Consider the following 19526-nt stretch of genomic DNA (forward strand, 5'->3'; position numbering starts at 1 on the left):
CTTTGATAAGCCGATGTTTTTTTAGTGATGGCTTGCAACCCGACGCATCCGGCGTTTCCACCGTTTGATAAAACGGGCTACACGCCATGCTCTTTTGATGCAATAACCATACAACATAAATGCAAGCAAAAATAATGCCAACATTACCCATTGAGGAACAAAATCCAGCCGTTCGCCAATAATGCCAATCCCGGCTAATAATGCTGCTGTCATTGTGATTAGGACAAAGGCCTGACGGGACGTAAAACCAGCGCGCATGATTAAGTGATGAATATGCTGGCGATCCGGTGAGAACGGACTCATTCCCTTACGCAGTCGGCGGTACATAATTGCAACCATATCCATCAACGGAATGGCAATGATCCATAAAGCCGTCACAGGATTGATAGAACGATTTCCACCCTGAGTCGCCTCAGTCAACAACCAGATAATGGTAAAACCAATTAATGTACTCCCGGCATCGCCCATAAAGACTTTAAAGCGTTTACCCAATAGCCCCAGATTAAGAAAAATATAAGGCAGTATCCCGGCGATAAATGCAAAGCACCAGAATGCTAAAGCTGTATTGCCGCTCTCATACAGCAGGATACCCAAAGCTCCGAAAGAGACGCAGGACAGGCCACCTAACAGGCCATCGATACCATCTACCATATTAAAAGCATTAATGGCAGCCCAGACCGCAAACAGGGTGACGACGTAGCTAAATGGCCCCAGCGTCATTTCCCACGGACCAAAAGTATTACCCAAGCTTTCAAGTCTCAGGTCAGCGAAATACATCATACTGATGCCGACTAAAGCCTGAATTGTTGCACGAATTTTTACACTGATATCAAACCGATCATCCAGAGCACCAATAAAAACCAGTATCCCTGCACAAAACAAATACAGCCACTTATGTGGTATAAACTCTTTTGTTATAACAAAAGCAAAACAGACACTCACAAAAACAGATATCCCCCCCACCAAAGGAATTAAACCATGGTGACGTTTACGGTAATTCGGCTTATCAACAAGACCAACCTTTTTTGCTACCTTCCTTGCCATGAACAAAAAAACGAATGAAAATATGAAGATGCAAAAAACTTCGGCACTCATGCTGGGTATATTCACAATAACAACTCTCTGTAAAAATAATAATGATGGCCATCTATTATTCATTAACTTATGGATTTAATAGCCAGCCCATAAGTTCCCTGTTCAAGAAGACATCCTGCTATGTATAAATAAAAATCAAAAAAATAATGCAGATTACAAGTAATGATTAATAGTTATTTATAGAACTTCTATAAAATTTCCGCCCAAGAAACACTCATTCAATCAAACGAAAAACATGCAAAACATGTACCATTTCAACGGATAATTTAACACACCTATAAAAAACGCCACAGAAGAGTGGCGTTTTTTTGAAGAAATGATCGCTTAATTACTTTTTGTTTATGGACTATCAATTGTTATTTGCAGACTACGAACGTTTCATAAAGTCGAAAAATTCTTCGTTTGTTTTTGTCATAGCCAATTTATTGATAAGGAATTCCATTGCATCAATTTCACCCATAGGGTGAATAATTTTACGCAATATCCACATCTTCTGTAGCTCATCCTGAGTCGTGAGCAACTCTTCTTTACGCGTACCAGAACGGTTGTAATCAATCGCAGGGAAAACACGTTTTTCTGCAATCTTACGGGACAGGTGCAATTCCATATTACCTGTACCTTTAAATTCTTCGTAAATGACCTCATCCATTTTAGAACCGGTATCAACCAGCGCTGTAGCGATGATGGTCAGGCTACCACCTTCTTCAACATTACGTGCCGCACCAAAGAAACGTTTTGGACGATGTAGAGCATTGGCATCCACACCACCGGTCAGCACTTTACCAGAAGCCGGAACAACGGTGTTATATGCACGGGCAAGGCGGGTTATGGAATCCAACAGGATAATAACGTCTTTTTTATGTTCAACCAGACGTTTTGCTTTTTCGATGACCATTTCAGCCACTTGAACGTGGCGGGAAGCAGGCTCATCAAAAGTAGAAGCGATAACTTCACCTTTTACCAGGCGCTGCATTTCGGTCACTTCTTCTGGACGCTCATCGATCAGCAATACCATCAATACGCAGTCTGGATAGTTATGTGCAATGTTCGCCGCAATGTTTTGCAGCAACATGGTTTTACCCGCTTTTGGTGGTGCAACAATCAGACCACGCTGACCACGACCGATAGGTGCAGCCAAATCCAGAACTCGGGCTGTCAGGTCTTCTGTAGAACCATTACCACGCTCCATGCGCAAACGGTTATTAGCATGAAGTGGGGTGAGGTTTTCAAACAGGATCTTGCTGCGGGCATTTTCTGGCTTATCAAAGTTAACTTCATTAACTTTTAACAGGGCAAAATAACGTTCACCTTCTTTTGGTGGGCGGATTTTACCTGAAATGGTGTCACCGGTACGGAGGTTAAAGCGGCGGATTTGACTAGGAGAAACGTAGATATCATCGGGGCCTGCAAGGTAGGAGCTGTCTGCGGAGCGGAGGAAACCGAATCCATCCTGCAATATCTCCAGCACACCATCTCCGAAAATATCCTCTCCGCTCTTCGCATGCTGTTTGAGGATAGAGAAAATAATGTCTTGCTTGCGCATACGAGCCAGATTTTCCAGCCCCATATTTTCGCCGAGAGTAATTAACTCTGATACCGGCGTATTTTTTAATTCGGTAAGATTCATAATGGTGGGTTCTTTAACTCGGGGTATATCTCGAACTATGAACGTGAATGGTATGGCAGCGTTATCGGTGCCTGTTTATTTGTACCCAAAACAAATACAACCTTTTAACATATAAATTTATATTACAAGGTAATAGTCTGAAGTACTCTAATTGATTTCAAAATAAGGCTAACAAACTGTGAATGCACGGCTGAGATGGTAATAACAAAATGTGATTAAGTTCAGAACTAAAAACTATCTCAGTGAAAAGCTATCTCAGCGTAAGTACCGTTTCAACAAATACTGTTTTAGCAAATATTATCTCAGCAAAAGAGGTTCAGTAAAAGAAGGCTTCAACATAGACGCTGGAACGAAAACATCATTGGGATGTTAGCATAAAGACGTCTTCAGCATCAGGCTATATACTGAATGACTCACTATATATGCTTTTAGATACTATATGCTTTTAGATACTGTACTAAATACGATATGCCATCAGATATTTCAAGGTGTCAGAGATAACAGATTTATCAGACACTACAGATTGTTTAGTATGTAACATGTCCGTTGTCAATTATTCATGCAGATGATGAAAATTTTTCTATGCATGTTCCATATAAGCACGTGGTCGCTAACTTACCATGCTTCGTAGCGGACGTCTAGCTGTCAGTAAGATAAATCACCTTATCCGCTAAACGTCCTTAATTACTGTGAGCAAACTCTAAGTTAGAGGTATGGCTCCAAAAATTCTTTCAGTTGAGTTTTTGACAAAGCTCCCACTTTTACTGCTACTTTCTCACCGTCTTTAAACAGAATCAGTGTCGGGATGCCACGGATACCAAATTTTGGTGCGGTTTCAGTGTGATCATCAACATTCAGTTTAGCAACCGTCAGCTTACCTGCATATTCTGCCGCGATTTCATCCAGAATAGGAGCGACCATTTTGCAAGGACCACACCACTCTGCCCAAAAATCAACCAGAACAATACCTTCTGATTGCAGTTTATCTTCATTAAAGTCACTGTCTGCCAGATGAATAACGCCAGCACTCACAATCTTTTCACTCATTAATTGGACTCCAAAGTAAAATCTTTTAGGTTATCAGTCTACATTAACCAACATAAGGTGTCTTTATTTCAGCGGATACACTTTCTTAAAGCAATAGTTAGCTGATATTCTACCACACTATGAGCAAAACACATTTGACAGAAAAGAAGTTTTCCGACTTCGCATTGCACCCCAAGGTCATTGAAGCCCTTGATAAAAAGGGCTTTTCAAACTGTACGCCAATACAGGCGCTAACATTGCCTTTTACTGTCGAAGGCCAGGATGTTGCGGGGCAAGCACAAACAGGAACGGGTAAGACGCTGGCATTTCTGACGTCTACTTTTCATTATTTACTCAGCCACCCCGCTGCGGCGGATCATAAAACCAATCAGCCACGTGCGCTGATTATGGCTCCGACCCGCGAACTGGCTGTCCAGATTTATTCTGATGCAGAAGAACTGGCTGAAGCCACCGGGCTAAAAATGGGGCTTGCTTATGGCGGAGATGGCTATGATAAGCAGTTAAAAGTACTGGAAGCCGGTGTTGATATCATCATTGGTACTACAGGCCGCCTGATTGATTATGCTAAGCAGGGATATATTAATCTCAGCGCTATTCAGGTTGTTGTACTGGATGAAGCGGATCGGATGTATGACCTTGGTTTTATCAAGGATATCCGCTGGCTATTCCGTCGTATTCCTTCTGCGACTGAGCGTATGACGCTGCTGTTTTCCGCTACACTCTCTTATCGGGTACGTGAGTTAGCTTTTGAGCAGATGAACAATCCTGAGTATGTGGAAGTCGAACCATTACAGAAAACAGGGCACCGTATTAAGGAAGAACTGTTTTATCCTTCCAATGAAGAGAAAATGAGCCTGTTACAGACCCTGTTGGAAGAAGAGTGGCCCGACCGCTGTATTATTTTTGCTAATACCAAACATCGCTGTGAAGATATCTGGGCGCATCTGGCTGCCGATGGTCATCGTGTCGGCCTGCTGACCGGTGATGTCGCACAGAAAAAACGCCTGCGCATACTGGAAGAGTTCAGTCTGGGAAATGTGGATATTCTGGTTGCTACTGATGTTGCTGCACGCGGGCTGCATATTCCATCAGTAACACACGTATTTAACTATGATTTGCCGGATGACTGTGAAGACTACGTCCATCGCATTGGCCGAACCGGCCGGGCAGGCGAAAGTGGTCATTCAATCAGTCTGGCCTGTGAAGAGTATGCGCTGAATCTGCCGGCTATTGAAGAATATATTCAGCACCAGATCCCTGTAAGCAAATATAACAGTGATGCATTGCTGAAAGATTTACCAGTGCCCAAACGCCGTAACCGTTCGCGCTCAGGGGGACATCCACGCCGCACTAATATGCCACGCCGTGGAAACACTGTTCGTAATCGTAAACGCAATCCGTAAACGTTCAGGCTGATTAACGTAATTCTGGAATAACAAAATGCTGAGTTCTTCTTCGCTCTATGCCGCTATCGATTTAGGCTCAAACAGCTTTCATATGCTGGTTGTCCGCAGAGTATCCGATAGTATTCAGGTGGTTGCCCGAATCAAGCGTAAGGTCAGGCTGGCCGCTGGATTAGATAAAAATAACCACTTGTCACAACAGGCAATGGAACGAGGATGGCAATGCCTTCGCCTTTTTGCGGAATATTTGCAGGATATTCCTGCTCCACAGATCCGCGTTGTCGCAACAGCTACACTGCGACTTGCTGAAAATTCCGGTGAGTTTGTCGGGAAAGCCTCTGAAATCTTAGGTTCCCCGGTCAAAGTTATCCGAGGGGAAGAAGAAGCCCGGCTGATTTATCAGGGCGTTGCTCACACCACAGGCGGTCCGGAGGAGCGTCTGGTGGTGGATATTGGCGGGGGCAGTACAGAGCTGGTTACAGGTACAGGCGCAAATGCCACACAGTTATTCAGCCTTGAGATGGGTTGTGTTACCTGGCTCGAACGTTATTTCAATGATCGCAGCCTGACAGAAGAAAACTTTGCTAAAGCAGAAGCGGCAGCTCACCAGATCCTTGCTCCGATCACCACGACACTGCTGAAACAGGGCTGGCAGATTTGTGTCGGAGCATCCGGCACCGTTCAGGCGCTTCAGGAGATAATGATTGCTCAGGGCATGGATGAACTTATCACTCTGCCCAAACTGCAACAACTCAAATCTAAGGCGATTGAATGCGGGAAGCTGGAAGAGCTGGAAATAAATGGCCTGACTCTGGAGCGGGCACTGGTTTTTCCAAGTGGCCTCGCAATCCTGATTGCTATCTTTCAGGCATTAGAAATTGAGAGCATGATTCTGGCAGGAGGCGCGTTGCGGGAAGGTCTGGTTTACGGAATGCTGGAATTACCTGTCGAGCAGGATGTCCGGGCCAGAACCCTACAGAATATTCAGCAGCGTTTTCAGATTGATGCAGAACAGGCACTGCGCGTCAGACAACTGGCAGAACATTTCTTTCAGCAAGTTGCTAAAACATGGGAACTGGATGAGCGATGCCGGGAACTGTTAGTCAGTGTTTGTTTGCTGCATGAAATCGGCCTGTGTATCGATTTCCGTCAGGGGCCGGCCCATTCTGCTTATCTGATTAGTCATTTAGATCTACCCGGTTACACCCCTGCTCAAAAACGCCTGCTAGCGACATTATTGCAAAATCAGAGCGGAGCTATCGATTTAGCATCACTGAATCAGCAAAATGCCTTACCGGCACAGCTGGCACTGAGATTGTGTCGTTTACTGCGTCTCGCCATTATTTTCGCCAGCCGACGGCAGGATGACTCTTTGTCTGCTCTGCGTTTACAGGCTGAAAATGAAACGCTTACCATCACTCTTCCATATCAGTGGCAAGCCCAGCATCCTCTCAGGGCTGAAATTCTGCATCAGGAAAGTACATGGCAACATTATGTCCACTGGCCACTTTTTATTGAAGAGCAGAGCAACACTCATTTGGGATAAACCCGGCACCTTATAAAAAAATGAATCCCTCACCCCAGATACATACCTGAAAATACAGCTGGGGTGAGGGGTTACAGCAGGTTTTCCTGACGAGATCAATCACCACCCGTTTTCTGCCCAAGGCCAAAACGGGATTTGATATCAGCAAGACGTGACTGCCCCCGTTTCATGCGTTCTTCTGCACTGACCACTTTCTTGCCTTGCGGCCAGTCCAGATCATCCTGAGGCAGCTCTAACAGAAACCGACTCGGTTCCGGGCGTATTAGTTCCCCGTACTGACGGCGCTCTTTACTCAGGGTGAGAAAGAGTTCACGCTGGGCGCGGGTAATACCGACATACGCCAAACGTCGTTCTTCCTCAATATTATCTTCATCAATACTGCTCTGATGTGGCAATAATCCCTCTTCCATACCCACCATAAAAACATAAGGGAATTCTAGCCCTTTGGAAGCATGTAGCGTCATAAGCTGTACCTGATCCGACTCCTCACTTTCCTCTCCGCGTTCCAGCATATCCCTCAGAGTGAAGCGGGCTACAACCTGAGAAAGTGTCATCGGTTCATTCAGATCATCCCCTTCGAACATCTCACTCATCCAGGTGAAAAGCTGGTTAACATTTTTCATCCTCATTTCAGCCGCTTTAGGGCTGGGGGATGTTTCATATAACCAACTTTCGTAATCCATGCTATGCAATAAATCCCTTACCGCTAACAGTGGCTCACGCTCTGCCTGACGTGAAATTTCATTCATCCAGTGGGTAAAGCGCTGTAAGGCTGCCAATCCACGGCCAGAGAGATTTTGCTCCAGACCAAGATCGAAACTGGCATGGTACAGACTTTTGTTACGCTGCTTGGCCCATTCGCCTAGCTTCTGAACCGTCACCGCACCTATTTCTCTACGCGGTGTATTGACAACCCTTAGAAAAGCGCTGTCATCATCAGGATTAGTCAGTACGCGCAGATAAGAAAGTAAATCCTTAATTTCCGGCCGGGAAAAAAACGAAGTTCCGCCAGAAATACGATACGGAATACGGCTTTGCATCAGCATCTTTTCAAAAATGCGGGATTGATGATTACCGCGATACAGGATTGCGTAATCCTTATAATCGGTTTTATTGATAAAGTGATGTGCGATCAACTCACCTACTACACGTTCAGCTTCATGATCTTCATTATTGGCTTCGATCACACGAAGAGGATCACCATAACCCAATTCAGAAAAAAGTTTTTTCTCAAATACATGGGGATTATTTGCAATCAGGATATTTGCCGATTTCAGTATTCTCCCTGATGAGCGGTAATTCTGCTCCAGCTTGATCACATTAAGCTGAGGAAAATCTTCTTTTAACAGGATCAGGTTTTGTGGACGGGCACCGCGCCAGGAATAAATTGACTGATCATCATCACCAACCACCGTAAAACGTGCCCGGTTGCCAACCAATAATTTTACCAGCTGATACTGGCTGGTGTTGGTGTCCTGATATTCATCCACCAGCAGATAACGAATTCTATTCTGCCAGCGCTCTCTGACTTCTTCATCCCGCATTAACAGTAACGTTGGTTTAGTGATCAGATCATCAAAGTCGAGCACATTACAACTATTCAAGTGTAAATCATAACGCCGATAACACTCAGCAAAGTGATGTTCCTGTTCTGAGCGAGCCTGCCTGATTACCTGTTCCGGAGGCATCAGATCATTTTTCCAGCCAGAAATACTTGAGATCAGTTTTTGTAATAGATCTTTGTCTTCCTCCAGTAAATCCGCCGTCAAATCTTTCAGCAAGGCCATTTGATCCTGATCGTCGAACAAAGAGAAATTACTCTTCATGCCCAACGCTTTGTATTCACGCTTAATGATTTCCAGCCCCAGCGTATGAAAAGTGGAAATCATCAGACCTCTGGTTTCCTTGCGTCCCAATGTCTGTGCCACACGTTCTTTCATTTCGCGTGCCGCTTTGTTAGTAAAGGTCACAGCCGCAATATGGCGGGCTTGATAACCGCAGGCACGTATCAGATGGGCTATCTTATTGGTGATAACTCTGGTCTTACCGGAGCCTGCACCTGCCAGAACCAGACAAGGTCCTGTCACAAATTCAACCGCTTGTTGTTGGCTGGGATTTAATCGCATACTGTTTTGAAAGTTATATCAGGATGAAAAAAGTAAGGAACGAAATTGTAGCAGAAAGCCGTGTAATAAGGCGTTTTTCTTCACCAGTCAGGCCACTACGATGATTTATTCTTGAGTGAATCTAATATTCAACAATCAAAAATAATTATTTTATAAATCTTAAAACCCCTAATCCGTAATAAATTGACTACTTTTCTATATGTAATAAATAACAATGTCATAAAACCTGTCAGAGAGGATGCAATATGTTACGCAAAACTGGTTTTTTCTTTGATGAAATCTGCTTCTGGCACAATTCCGGCATACAGCATGTTGTTATGCTTCCTGTTGGAGGATGGATACAACCTCCTTCTGGGTCGGGACATGCTGAATCACCAGAAACCAAACGCAGAATGAAAAATTTAATGGATGTTTCTGGTTTAAGCCGATCATTGCAGCTATCAGGCGCTGACCCTATTGATGAAGCGACCTTAAAGCTCATCCACCCAGCAGAGTATTTACAGCGTTTTAATTCTATGAGCGATAATGGAACCGGTTTGCTTGGGCATGCAGCACCTGTGGGGTCTGACAGCTATGAGATAGCTAAACTGTCTGCCGGACTAACCTGTGCCGCAGTAGAGGCCGTCCTGCATGGTGAACTCGATAACGCCTATAGCCTTTCCCGCCCTCCCGGACACCATTGCCTGCCAGATCAAGCAATGGGTTTTTGTTATTTAGCCAATATTCCCCTCGCCATTGAACGAGCCAAAAAGCAGTTTGGGCTTGGGCGGGTTGCAGTCGTTGACTGGGATGTTCACCACGGTAACGGAACACAACATATCTTTTGGGAACGTGATGACGTTTTAACGATTTCCCTGCATCAGGATGGTTGCTATCCCGAAGGTTATAGTGGAGAAGACGATATCGGTGCAGGTAAAGGAGAAGGTTTCAATATCAATATTCCATTGATGGCCGGAGCCGGACACAACAGCTATATGCATGCCATGGATCAAATCGTCCTGCCGGCACTATACCGTTACCAGCCTGAGTTGATTATTGTCGCCAGTGGCTATGATGCCAATGCCATGGACCCGCTGGCTCGAATGCAATTACACAGTGACAGCTTCCGGGAAATGACGCGCAAAATACAGCAGGCAGCAGATGAATTATGTGATGGTAAGCTGGTTGTTGTCCATGAAGGTGGTTATTCAGAACTCTATGTGCCTTTCTGTGGTCTGGCTGTGCTGGAAGAATTAAGCGGCGTTCGCACGGAAGTTCAGGATCCTTTACTGGAAATGGTCCAGAGACAGCAGCCAAGAGAACATTTTGACACATTCCAGCGTCAAGAGATTGATGCACTGAAACTGAGATTTCATTTGTAGCCCGACCGGGGAAAACAGTATGCCCGATACATCGTATCGGGCATAGCATCATTATCCGCCAACAGCAATGCGTTTCATATCAGTCATATAACCACGCAAAGTCCGGCCTATAGTTTCAATAGGGTGGTTACGAATCGCATCGTTAACATCACGCAACTGAGCATTATCGATACCATTATCAGCAACAGCTTTACCTAAATCCCCAGCCTGTAAAGATGACATGAATTCTTTCTGCAACAGAGGTACTGCCACATAAGAGAACAGGTAGTTACCGTATTCAGCCGTATCAGAGATGACGACGTTCATTTCGTAGAGACGTTTACGGGCAATTGTATTCGCAATCAATGGCAATTCATGCAGTGATTCATAATAAGCAGACTCTTCGATGATGCCTGAATCCACCATGGTTTCAAATGCCAGCTCAACCCCGGCTTTAACCATGGCAATCATTAATACACCATGATCAAAGTATTCCTGCTCGCTGATATGACCACTGTAATCAGGGTAGTTTTCAAATGGTGTCTGACCGGTTTCAGCTCTCCAGTTCAACAAATCCTTATCATCATTCGCCCAATCCGCCATCATGCCTGAAGAGAACTGGCCGGAAATAATATCGTCCATATGTTTCTGGAATAACGGAGTCAGAATGGCTTTCAATTGTTCCGAAAGCGCATAAGCCCTCAGTTTTGCCGGATTGGAAAGCCTGTCCATCATCAGCGTAATCCCACCCTGTTTCAGGGCTTCAGTGATAGTTTCCCAGCCAAACTGGATAAGTTTACCGGCATAGCCCGGCTCCACGCCATCAGCCACCAGCTTGTCATAACACAGCAGAGAACCTGCCTGTAACATGCCGCACAGAATGGTTTGCTCACCCATCAAATCAGATTTTACTTCTGCTACAAATGAGGATTCCAGAACGCCTGCCCGATGGCCACCGGTTGCTGCTGCCCATGCTTTCGCGATTGCCATACCTTCGCCTTTTGCATCGTTTTCCGGATGTACAGCAAGCAGAGTCGGAACACCAAAACCACGTTTATATTCTTCACGTACTTCCGTTCCCGGACACTTCGGAGCAACCATCACAACAGTAATATCTTTGCGAACCTGTTCACCCACTTCGACAATATTAAAACCGTGGGAATACCCCAGCGCAGCGCCTTCTTTCATCAATGGCTGAACAGCCTGAACAACGGCAGAGTGTTGTTTGTCCGGCGTCAGGTTAATAACCAAATCAGCCTGTGGGATCAGCTCTTCATATGTACCGACTCTGAAACCATTTTCAGTTGCCTTGCGCCACGAAGCCCGTTTTTCTTCAATGGCTTCTTTACGCAGGGCATAGGCAATATCCAGACCGGAATCACGCATATTAAGCCCCTGATTCAGGCCTTGTGCACCACACCCGACAATCACCACTTTCTTGCCTTTTAAATACCCTGCCTCGTCAGCAAATTCTTCTCTTGCCATAAAACGGCATTTGCCCAGCTGCGCCAACTGCTGGCGTAAATTCAATGTATCAAAATAGTTAGCCATGGTGACTCCGATATAATTAGGTGTGATGTTGTTTGCATTCAGCCAATATATGCCATGAAAGACATTGCTTAAATTGATATATTGACAAGACTATATTGCAGTTTACGCAACATATCTTTTTTGAGACAATTTGCAGAAAAAACTTTCAGCAGAAGGCACTGAAACGATGGATCTACGTGATTTAAAATTGTTTTTACATCTTGCAGAAAGTTGTCATTTTGGCCGCACGGCTAAAGCAATGCATGTCAGCCCTTCTACGCTTTCACGCCAAATTCAGCGTATTGAAGATCAATTGGCTCATCCACTGTTCCTCCGGGATAACCGGACAGTAAAACTCACCACTGCGGGCGAACAGCTAAAACAATTTGCCCAGCATACATTATTACAATATCAGCAACTGCTTCACTCGCTGAATCACCAAAGCCCGTCATTAACGGGAGAATTACGCCTTTTCTGTTCAGTGACAGCCGCTTATAGCCACCTTCCTCAGGTTCTGGATAAGTTTCGGGCTGAGCACCCTTTGGTGGAGATCAAACTGACAACAGGCGATGCCGCCGATGCCGTTGATAAAGTTCAATCAGAAGAAGCGGATTTAGGTATTGCAGGTAAACCTGAGAAACTGCCTGATAACATCAGTTTTACCAAGATTGGCGAAATCCCGCTAGTTCTGATCGCCCCGGCTTTACCTTGTGCGGTAAGATCACTAGCCACACAGGAGCAGCCTGACTGGAATGAGATCCCGTTTATTCTGCCCGAACACGGCCCTTCCCGTAAACGCATCGAACTTTGGTTCCGTCGCCACAAAATTAATCACCCACAAATTTATGCGACAGTTTCAGGCCATGAAGCCATTGTATCGATGGTTGCTTTAGGTTGCGGTATCGCTCTCATTCCTGCGGTTGTCGTTGAAAACAGCCCGGAACCGGTACGCAGCCGTATATCGCTGCTAGAAAATATTTCACTGGTTGAACCATTTGAATTGGGGGTTTGTACCCTAAGCAAGCGGCTGAATGAACCGTTGATAAAAGCATTTTGGCGGTTGCTATCGTCTGATAGCTATTCATCAAGCATTGGATGATGATAAGGACAGAAGAAATTTCATCATTAAACTAATAGCGCCTGTTATGGCGCTATCTTCGTTTCCTACAGGCCTGAGTATTTCTATCTCAATAGCAAATTAAACGAAGGATTATTCGTCTCATCATGATATTCGTAGCCTAACTCATCCAGATGTCGGTCAAAACAGAGTTCTTCCTCTGAAAGTTCAAAAGCCGTCAATACTCGCCCATAATCCGTGCCATGACTACGATAATGAAACAACGTAATATTCCAGTGCGCTCCTAATGTCTGTAAAAATTTCAGCAAAGCGCCCGGCGATTCAGGGAAAGCAAAGCTGAATAAGCGCTCCTGCAACGGCTTTGATGGCCTGCCACCAATCATATAGCGGACATGTAGTTTCGCCATTTCATCATCGGTCAAATCAGCGACCTGATAACCTGCTGCTTTTAACTCTTCAATAATTTCAATACGTTCCGCATTTCCACGGTTCAGTCTGATACCGACAAAAACGCAGGCTTTATTTGGTTCGGCAGAATCCGAATAACGATAACTGAATTCTGTCACAAAGCGGCTTCCCAACATCTGACAAAATGTCAGGAAACTGCCTTTCTGTTCAGGAATAGTGACCGCCAGCAAAGCCTCACGCTGCTCTCCCAGTTCACAACGCTCTGAAACATAACGCAAACCATGGAAGTTTACATTCGCACCAGAAAGAATATGCGCGAGCCTCTCTCCCTTGATCTGATGCTGCTGGACGTATTTCTTCAATCCTGCCAGTGCCAGAGCACCAGAGGGTTCAGCAATGGCACGCACGTCCTCAAAAATATCTTTCACAGCAGCACAAATAGCATCGCTATCAACGGTAATGACATCATCAACATATTTCTGACAAAGGCGGAATGTTTCATCCCCAATACGCTTGACGGCGACACCTTCCGCAAATAAACCAACTCTCGGTAAATCGACTGGGTGCCCGGCTTTCAGTGCGGCTTTCAGGCAGGCGGAATCCTCAGCTTCCACTCCAATAATTTTCATTTCCGGTACAAGCTGTTTAATCAGAACAGCAACACCTGCAATTAACCCGCCACCACCAACCGGAACAAAAATACGATCAAGGTGAACATCCTGCTGTAACAATTCCATTGCCAGAGTTGCCTGACCTGCAATGACAGCCGGGTGATCAAAAGGAGGGACAAAGGTATAACTGTGTTCCTTTGCCATTTCGATAGCTTTGGCTTTTGCTTCATCGAAGTTCGCACCATGCAACAGCACTTCTCCGCCCAGACTGCGCACAGCATCAACTTTAATATCGGCTGTCGCTACCGGCATCACAATAGTCGATCTGATGCCCACTTTACTGGCCGATAATGCAACGCCCTGTGCGTGATTGCCTGCTGATGCCGTAATAACTCCCCTGACTTTTTGTTCTTCCGTCAGGCTGGCAATCATCGCGTAAGCACCACGCAGTTTGAAACTGTGTACCAGCTGACGATCTTCTCGTTTAACCAAAATGGTGTTATTTAAACGAGCGGAGATTTTTTTCATTTCCTGTAATGGCGTAACCTGAGCAACGTCATAAACGGGCGCACTTAGGGCTGCTTTGAGATATTCCGCCCCTTTAGGTTCGGGATTAAGAGGATAAACTACCACGATTACCCTCCCAGTTTAGTCTTATCACGTACAGCCCCTTTATCAGCGCTGGTCGCTAGCGAAGCATAAGCACGCAGGGCAAAAGAAACCTGACGCTCCCGGAATTTGGGTGTCCATGCTTTATCGCCACGGGATAATTCTTTCTGTACCCGCTCGGCAAGCTCTTTTTCACTGACATCCAACTGAATTTTGCGGTTTGGAATATCAATGTCGATGATATCGCCATCATGTACCAAACCAATTAAACCGCCATTAGCAGCTTCAGGAGAGACATGGCCGATTGACAATCCCGATGTGCCCCCCGAGAAACGTCCATCCGTAATCAAAGCACAACTTTTACCTAATCCCATTGATTTCAGGTAGGTCGTCGGATAAAGCATCTCCTGCATACCCGGGCCACCTTTCGGGCCTTCATAACGAATGACAACCACATCACCTGCTACGACTTTTCCTCCCAGAATCGCATCTACGGCATCTTCCTGGCTTTCATAAACTTTAGCCGGGCCACGGAAAGTCAGAATACTTTCATCCACTCCTGCGGTTTTCACAATGCAGCCATCCACAGCAATGTTACCGGACAGCACTGCAAGCCCCCCATCCTGACTGTAGGCATAGGAAAGTTCACGAATACAGCCTTCTTTCCGGTCTGTATCCAAAGATGGCCAACGACAGTTCTGAGAAAAAGCCTGCGTAGTTCTAATACCTGCCGGGCCCGCTGCATACATGCTTTTTACAGCTTCATCGGCGGTTTGCATAACATCATACTGGGCCAGCGTTTGTGGTAAATCTAAACCCAGAATATTCTTCACATGGCGATGCAAAAGCCCTGCCCGATCCAGTTCACCGAGAATACCAATCACACCACCAGCACGATGCACATCTTCCATGTGATATTTTTGGGTGCTTGGTGCCACCTTACACAAATGGGGAACCTGACGAGACAGACGATCAATATCTGTCATGGTGAAATCAACCTCTCCCTCCTGCGCTGCGGCTAATAAATGCAGCACAGTGTTTGTCGATCCACCCATTGCAATATCCAGCGTCATGGCATTCTCAAATGCAGCTTTAGTCGCAATATTACGTGGCAACGCACTGTCGTCATTTTGCTCGTAGTAACGTTTAGTCAGTTCAACAATGCGCTTACCCGCGTTGAGAAACAGAGTCTTGCGATCGGCATGTGTAGCAAGTAATGAACCATTTCCCGGCTGAGAAAGCCCCAAGGCTTCCGTCAGGCAGTTCATTGAATTCGCGGTAAACATACCGGAACAGGAGCCACAAGTCGGGCAGGCAGAACGTTCAATCTGATCACTTTGTTCATCGCTGATATTCGGATTAGCTCCCTGAATCATGGCATCGACCAGATCCAACTTGATGATTTGATCCGATAACCGTGTTTTTCCTGCTTCCATCGGGCCGCCAGAAACGAAAATAACCGGAATATTCAGGCGCAGAGATGCCATCAGCATACCGGGGGTGATCTTATCGCAGTTCGAAATACACACCATTGCATCCGCACAATGTGCATTCACCATATATTCCACAGAATCCGCAATCAGCTCACGGGATGGCAATGAATACAGCATTCCGCCATGCCCCATTGCGATACCATCATCAACGGCAATGGTGTTAAATTCCTTTGCAACACCTCCTGAAGCCTCAATCTGCTCTGCCACCAGCTTGCCCAAATCCCGCAAATGAACATGCCCGGGTACGAATTGAGTAAATGAATTCACAACAGCAATGATAGGTTTTCCAAAATCCTCATCAGTCATCCCCGTCGCACGCCATAAAGCTCGTGCTCCTGCCATATTACGGCCATGGGTTGTTGTAGCAGAACGATATTTAGGCATTATTTTTCACTCCCATATCTGTCTAATATTGATAGCATCTGAAAACAGGCGGGGAACGAGCCGCCTGTTAGTTTTTTATTTTTTTATTAAGGATTCACAGGGTCTAACCAACCCCATTTATCTTCTGTCGTGCCATCAAATAAGCCAAAGAATGTATTTTGGATCTTTTTGGTAACTGGCCCGCACCGGCCAATCCCGACCTGAATACCATCTACACTACGAACCGGAGTGATTTCTGCGGCTGTACCCGTCATAAAAACTTCATCAGCCAGATAAAGTGATTCGCGGGAAAGAGTCTGTTCACGCACTTCCAGACCGAGATCCTGTGCCAGTCTGATGATAGCGTCCCGAGTGATCCCCGGTAGGGCAGAAGAAGAAAATGGCGGTGTGAACAAGATACCATTTTTTACTTCGAATAAATTTTCACCTGCGCCTTCTGAAATATAACCATGAACATCCAGAGCAATACCTTCCTGATAGCCATGACGCCGTGCCTCACTCCCCACCAGCAAAGAAGACAAATAATTTCCGCCCGCTTTTGCCGCTGTCGGGATAGTGTTGGCTGCTATGCGATTCCACGAAGAAACCATTGCATCAATCCCCTGATCCAGTGCTTCTTCACCGAGATAGGCTCCCCACGGGAAAGCAGCAATGATGACATCGGTTTGATAACCTTCGGGAGGATTAACTCCCATACCCACATCACCAATAAAAACTAATGGACGAATGTAAGCGCTGACTACTTTATTTTTGCGAAGTGTTGCACGACAAGCTTCCATTAACTCATCAACACTCTGGCTCACTGGCATACGGTAAATTTTGGCTGAATCACGTAAACGCTGCATATGCTCTCGGTGGCGAAAAACAACTGGCCCTTTATGGGAGTTATAACAACGAATACCTTCAAAGACTGATGTTCCATAATGCAAGGCATGGGACATAACGTGTACTTTTGCATCTGCCCAAGGAACCATTTCGCCATTGAACCAAATATAATCAGCTTGCTTTGTCATTATTTTGTTTCCTTTCCATCGCGCACTATGCGCTTATCAATTGTGATTTCTTATGTTGTATCTCAACACCGGCAACATCAACCAGCTTGACCAACTGAGCAAAAAGTAAATTTACAGGACGCTGGCTGGCAACAGTGAGTTCAATACATACACTATCACTATCTATTGAATGATCCATATTCAATGCGCATATCTGAAAACCCCTATGACGGGTAACCCTCAGAATTCTTTCAAGAATTTCAGGACAAAATCGAGCCTGAATAGCAAGTTGATGTTGCATCATAATAACTTCTCCAACATATTTGCATTGCTTGCGCCGGGTGGAACCAATGGCCAAACATTTTCAAATTCATCAATCGATACATGTAACAAATAAGGGCCTTCACTATTGAACAAGGCATCCAATGCAGCATTTATCTGTGATTTTTCAGTAATATGCTGACCCGGAATATCAAACGCTTTTGCTAAGGTAATAAAGTCTGGATTATCAGTCAGGATTGTTTCGCTATAACGGCGGTCAAAAAATAACTCCTGCCACTGTTTTACCATTCCCAAACGCTGGTTATCCAATAAAACCATCTTGATCGGCAGTTTCTTGCGTTTAATCGTCCCCAGCTCCTGAACATTCATCATGAAAGAACCATCACCAGATATACAAATAACCATATCGTCCGGGCGAACCATCTGTGCTCCAATTGCAGCAGGAATACCAAAACCCATCGTTCCCAGTCCACTGGAAGTAATAAAATTTTCCGGTCTGTCAAACGTCATATGCTGAGCTGTCCACATCTGGTGCTGCCCAACATCGGTGGTGATAACAGTATTAGGTGGCTTGCGATCAGATATCAGTTTCAATAGGGCTGGGGCATAAATTTTTTCGCCCTGATAGTCATAACGCCATGCATGTATTTCTTTTAACTGCTTAACTTCTTGTTGCCATGCTTCGATCGATAAAGGCTGCTGTAGGTAAGGTAATAATGTTTTTAAATTACCTTTTAATGAAATATGTGCCTGACGTAATTTATTTAATTCAGCCGGATCAATATCTATATGGATGACTTTGGCATGGGGGGCAAAGGTATCTAATTTTCCTGTCACACGGTCGTCAAAACGCGCTCCAACAGCAATGAGCAAATCGCAGGACTGAACAGCTAAGTTAGCCACCTTTGTTCCGTGCATTCCTAACATACCCAAATAACATTCATGTTGGGCATCTGCAGCCCCTAATCCTTTGAGGGTAGAAACGACCGGGATCCCCGTCTCTTCCACCAGACGACGTAATTCAGGTACTGCGCCAGCTATTCCAACCCCTCCTCCTACATATAAAACAGGTTTTTGAGAATAAACCATCATATTGCGGGCTTGTTTCAGTGCGTTCTCAGGAAGAGGAGATGGGGTAACAGCAGGACTCAAATAAGGTGTAAAATCCCCCTGTTTTAACTGAATATCTTTTGGTAAATCAATCAGAACAGGCCCGGGGCGGCCTTCCATAGCAATGGAAAAAGCTTCCGCCATAATTTGAGGTAATTTTTCCAGCGACTCCACCAGAAAACTGTGTTTAGTACAGGCAAGAGAAAGCCCCAACATATCGATTTCCTGAAAAGCATCGGTACCGATAACTTCAGAACTTACCTGACCGGTAATGGCAACCACAGGTACAGAATCCAATAGCGCATCAGCCAGCCCTGTGATTAAGTTTGTTGCTCCTGGTCCCGATGTGGCAATACAAACTCCCGGTTTATCGCTTGCCCTTGCATAACCAATGGCTGCCATTACCGCCCCTTGTTCGTGGCGGCATAGTAAATGTTCAATACCACCATCATACAAAGCATCATACACTGGCATAATGGCTCCGCCGGGGTAACCGAAAACTTTCTCCACTCCCTGTGTCCGTAGTGCCTGTACAACCCATTGCGCCCCATTCATAGCCATCCTCCTATCGGTATTTACTCTGTCAGTGGCTTCTTGTGATGTTGTTTTATGTTTATTTATAAGTGCTAAAAAAAACCCCCGCTCTATTTTTTAGGGCGGGGGTCTTTGTGAAATCTGGCTGTATTTTATGTCTACGCCTTCCTTCGTCCAAGTGCGCCCCCGCACGGTAGAATAATCACTACCACGCTAATAATTAGGCTAATCACAAGAACATATTTCTTCATAAAAGTGCGTTCATACTCTTTATAGGCTCGACATATATTTTAGAATTATCACTTTCTATT

The 19526-nt window shown here is 45.2% G+C and carries 15 protein-coding genes; 4 read left to right on the plus strand and 11 right to left on the minus strand.

The features are described 5' to 3' along the window. Positions 1 to 21 precede the first annotated feature (21 nt). The 3 genes from wecA to trxA form a co-directional block, all read right to left on the minus strand. Entirely contained in the window at positions 22 to 1110 is a 1089-nt protein-coding gene (gene wecA / locus AACX38_RS11290; protein WP_228864332.1) for a UDP-N-acetylglucosamine--undecaprenyl-phosphate N-acetylglucosaminephosphotransferase, read from the minus strand. Positions 1111 to 1462: 352 nt separating this feature from the next. Further along, positions 1463 to 2722, minus strand: coding sequence for a transcription termination factor Rho (rho, locus tag AACX38_RS11295; protein ID WP_010845326.1), 1260 nt, complete (start codon positions 2720 to 2722; stop codon positions 1463 to 1465). Between the two features lie 705 nt (positions 2723 to 3427). Further along, positions 3428 to 3754: a thioredoxin TrxA gene (gene trxA, locus AACX38_RS11300; RefSeq protein ID WP_369800383.1), complete on the minus strand. Its 327-nt coding sequence runs from the start codon at positions 3752 to 3754 to the stop codon at positions 3428 to 3430. Positions 3755 to 3888: 134 nt separating this feature from the next. Here trxA and rhlB point away from each other — a divergent pair, with 134 nt between their 5' ends. Both rhlB and gppA read left to right on the plus strand, forming a co-directional pair. After that, positions 3889 to 5172 (plus strand): ATP-dependent RNA helicase RhlB, encoded by a 1284-nt coding sequence (rhlB, locus tag AACX38_RS11305; protein WP_228864333.1) that lies wholly within the window; start codon positions 3889 to 3891, stop codon positions 5170 to 5172. 37 nt (positions 5173 to 5209) lie between these two features. Continuing rightward, entirely contained in the window at positions 5210 to 6718 is a 1509-nt protein-coding gene (gene gppA / locus AACX38_RS11310; RefSeq protein ID WP_228864334.1) for a guanosine-5'-triphosphate,3'-diphosphate diphosphatase, read from the plus strand. Positions 6719 to 6813: 95 nt separating this feature from the next. Here gppA and rep read toward each other — a convergent pair whose 3' ends face one another. Continuing rightward, positions 6814 to 8844 carry a DNA helicase Rep gene (rep, locus tag AACX38_RS11315; protein ID WP_228864335.1) on the minus strand — a complete coding sequence of 677 codons (2031 nt, stop codon included), beginning with the start codon at positions 8842 to 8844 and terminating at the stop codon, positions 6814 to 6816. A gap of 245 nt (positions 8845 to 9089) precedes the next feature. On the opposite strand from rep, the gene AACX38_RS11320 reads away from it, so the two are divergent. Then, positions 9090 to 10205, plus strand: a complete 1116-nt coding sequence (locus tag AACX38_RS11320) for a class II histone deacetylase (RefSeq protein WP_228864336.1) — start codon at positions 9090 to 9092, stop codon at positions 10203 to 10205. A gap of 51 nt (positions 10206 to 10256) precedes the next feature. Here AACX38_RS11320 and ilvC read toward each other — a convergent pair whose 3' ends face one another. Then, the gene (gene ilvC / locus AACX38_RS11325) at positions 10257 to 11735 is read right to left on the minus strand and encodes a ketol-acid reductoisomerase (RefSeq protein ID WP_099119930.1); all 1479 of its coding nucleotides are present in this window, start codon (positions 11733 to 11735) and stop codon (positions 10257 to 10259) included. A 166-nt stretch (positions 11736 to 11901) separates the two neighbouring features. On the opposite strand from ilvC, the gene ilvY reads away from it, so the two are divergent. Then, the gene (ilvY, locus tag AACX38_RS11330; RefSeq protein ID WP_228864342.1) at positions 11902 to 12813 is read left to right on the plus strand and encodes an HTH-type transcriptional activator IlvY; all 912 of its coding nucleotides are present in this window, start codon (positions 11902 to 11904) and stop codon (positions 12811 to 12813) included. An 83-nt stretch (positions 12814 to 12896) separates the two neighbouring features. On the opposite strand, the gene ilvA is transcribed toward ilvY, so the two are convergent. From ilvA to AACX38_RS11360, 6 genes are all read right to left on the minus strand, one after another. Beyond that, positions 12897 to 14444 carry a threonine ammonia-lyase, biosynthetic gene (ilvA, locus tag AACX38_RS11335; protein WP_228864337.1) on the minus strand — a complete coding sequence of 516 codons (1548 nt, stop codon included), beginning with the start codon at positions 14442 to 14444 and terminating at the stop codon, positions 12897 to 12899. Positions 14445 to 14446: 2 nt separating this feature from the next. Beyond that, positions 14447 to 16297: a dihydroxy-acid dehydratase gene (gene ilvD / locus AACX38_RS11340; protein ID WP_228864338.1), complete on the minus strand. Its 1851-nt coding sequence runs from the start codon at positions 16295 to 16297 to the stop codon at positions 14447 to 14449. Positions 16298 to 16383: 86 nt separating this feature from the next. Beyond that, entirely contained in the window at positions 16384 to 17310 is a 927-nt protein-coding gene (locus tag AACX38_RS11345) for a branched-chain amino acid transaminase (protein WP_228864339.1), read from the minus strand. Positions 17311 to 17335: 25 nt separating this feature from the next. Further along, positions 17336 to 17593, minus strand: a complete 258-nt coding sequence (gene ilvM, locus AACX38_RS11350) for an acetolactate synthase 2 small subunit (RefSeq protein WP_228864340.1) — start codon at positions 17591 to 17593, stop codon at positions 17336 to 17338. Further along, positions 17590 to 19236, minus strand: coding sequence for an acetolactate synthase 2 catalytic subunit (gene ilvG, locus AACX38_RS11355; protein WP_228864341.1), 1647 nt, complete (start codon positions 19234 to 19236; stop codon positions 17590 to 17592). Before ilvG ends, ilvM begins: the two co-directional genes overlap by 4 nt. Positions 19237 to 19373: 137 nt before the next feature. Next, the gene (locus AACX38_RS11360) at positions 19374 to 19466 is read right to left on the minus strand and encodes an IlvGEDA operon leader peptide (protein WP_099109290.1); all 93 of its coding nucleotides are present in this window, start codon (positions 19464 to 19466) and stop codon (positions 19374 to 19376) included. Positions 19467 to 19526 lie beyond the last annotated feature (60 nt).

The organism is Xenorhabdus sp. PB30.3, assembly GCF_963895965.1.
Classification (GTDB): Bacteria; Pseudomonadota; Gammaproteobacteria; order Enterobacterales; family Enterobacteriaceae; genus Xenorhabdus; species Xenorhabdus stockiae.

Excerpts from the sequence above, each read along its gene's own strand:
- AACX38_RS11360 (WP_099109290.1), bottom strand. The coding sequence starts at position 19,466 with ATGAAGAAATATGTTCTTGTGATTAGCCTAATTATTAGCGTGGTAGTG.
- rep (WP_228864335.1), bottom strand. The coding sequence starts at position 8,844 with ATGCGATTAAATCCCAGCCAACAACAAGCGGTTGAATTTGTGACAGGA.
- rho (WP_010845326.1), bottom strand. The coding sequence starts at position 2,722 with ATGAATCTTACCGAATTAAAAAATACGCCGGTATCAGAGTTAATTACT.
- ilvG (WP_228864341.1), bottom strand. The coding sequence starts at position 19,236 with ATGAATGGGGCGCAATGGGTTGTACAGGCACTACGGACACAGGGAGTG.
- ilvM (WP_228864340.1), bottom strand. The coding sequence starts at position 17,593 with ATGATGCAACATCAACTTGCTATTCAGGCTCGATTTTGTCCTGAAATT.
- ilvC (WP_099119930.1), bottom strand. The coding sequence starts at position 11,735 with ATGGCTAACTATTTTGATACATTGAATTTACGCCAGCAGTTGGCGCAG.
- ilvY (WP_228864342.1), top strand. The coding sequence starts at position 11,902 with ATGGATCTACGTGATTTAAAATTGTTTTTACATCTTGCAGAAAGTTGT.
- AACX38_RS11345 (WP_228864339.1), bottom strand. The coding sequence starts at position 17,310 with ATGACAAAGCAAGCTGATTATATTTGGTTCAATGGCGAAATGGTTCCT.
- gppA (WP_228864334.1), top strand. The coding sequence starts at position 5,210 with ATGCTGAGTTCTTCTTCGCTCTATGCCGCTATCGATTTAGGCTCAAAC.
- AACX38_RS11320 (WP_228864336.1), top strand. The coding sequence starts at position 9,090 with ATGTTACGCAAAACTGGTTTTTTCTTTGATGAAATCTGCTTCTGGCAC.
- ilvD (WP_228864338.1), bottom strand. The coding sequence starts at position 16,297 with ATGCCTAAATATCGTTCTGCTACAACAACCCATGGCCGTAATATGGCA.
- rhlB (WP_228864333.1), top strand. The coding sequence starts at position 3,889 with ATGAGCAAAACACATTTGACAGAAAAGAAGTTTTCCGACTTCGCATTG.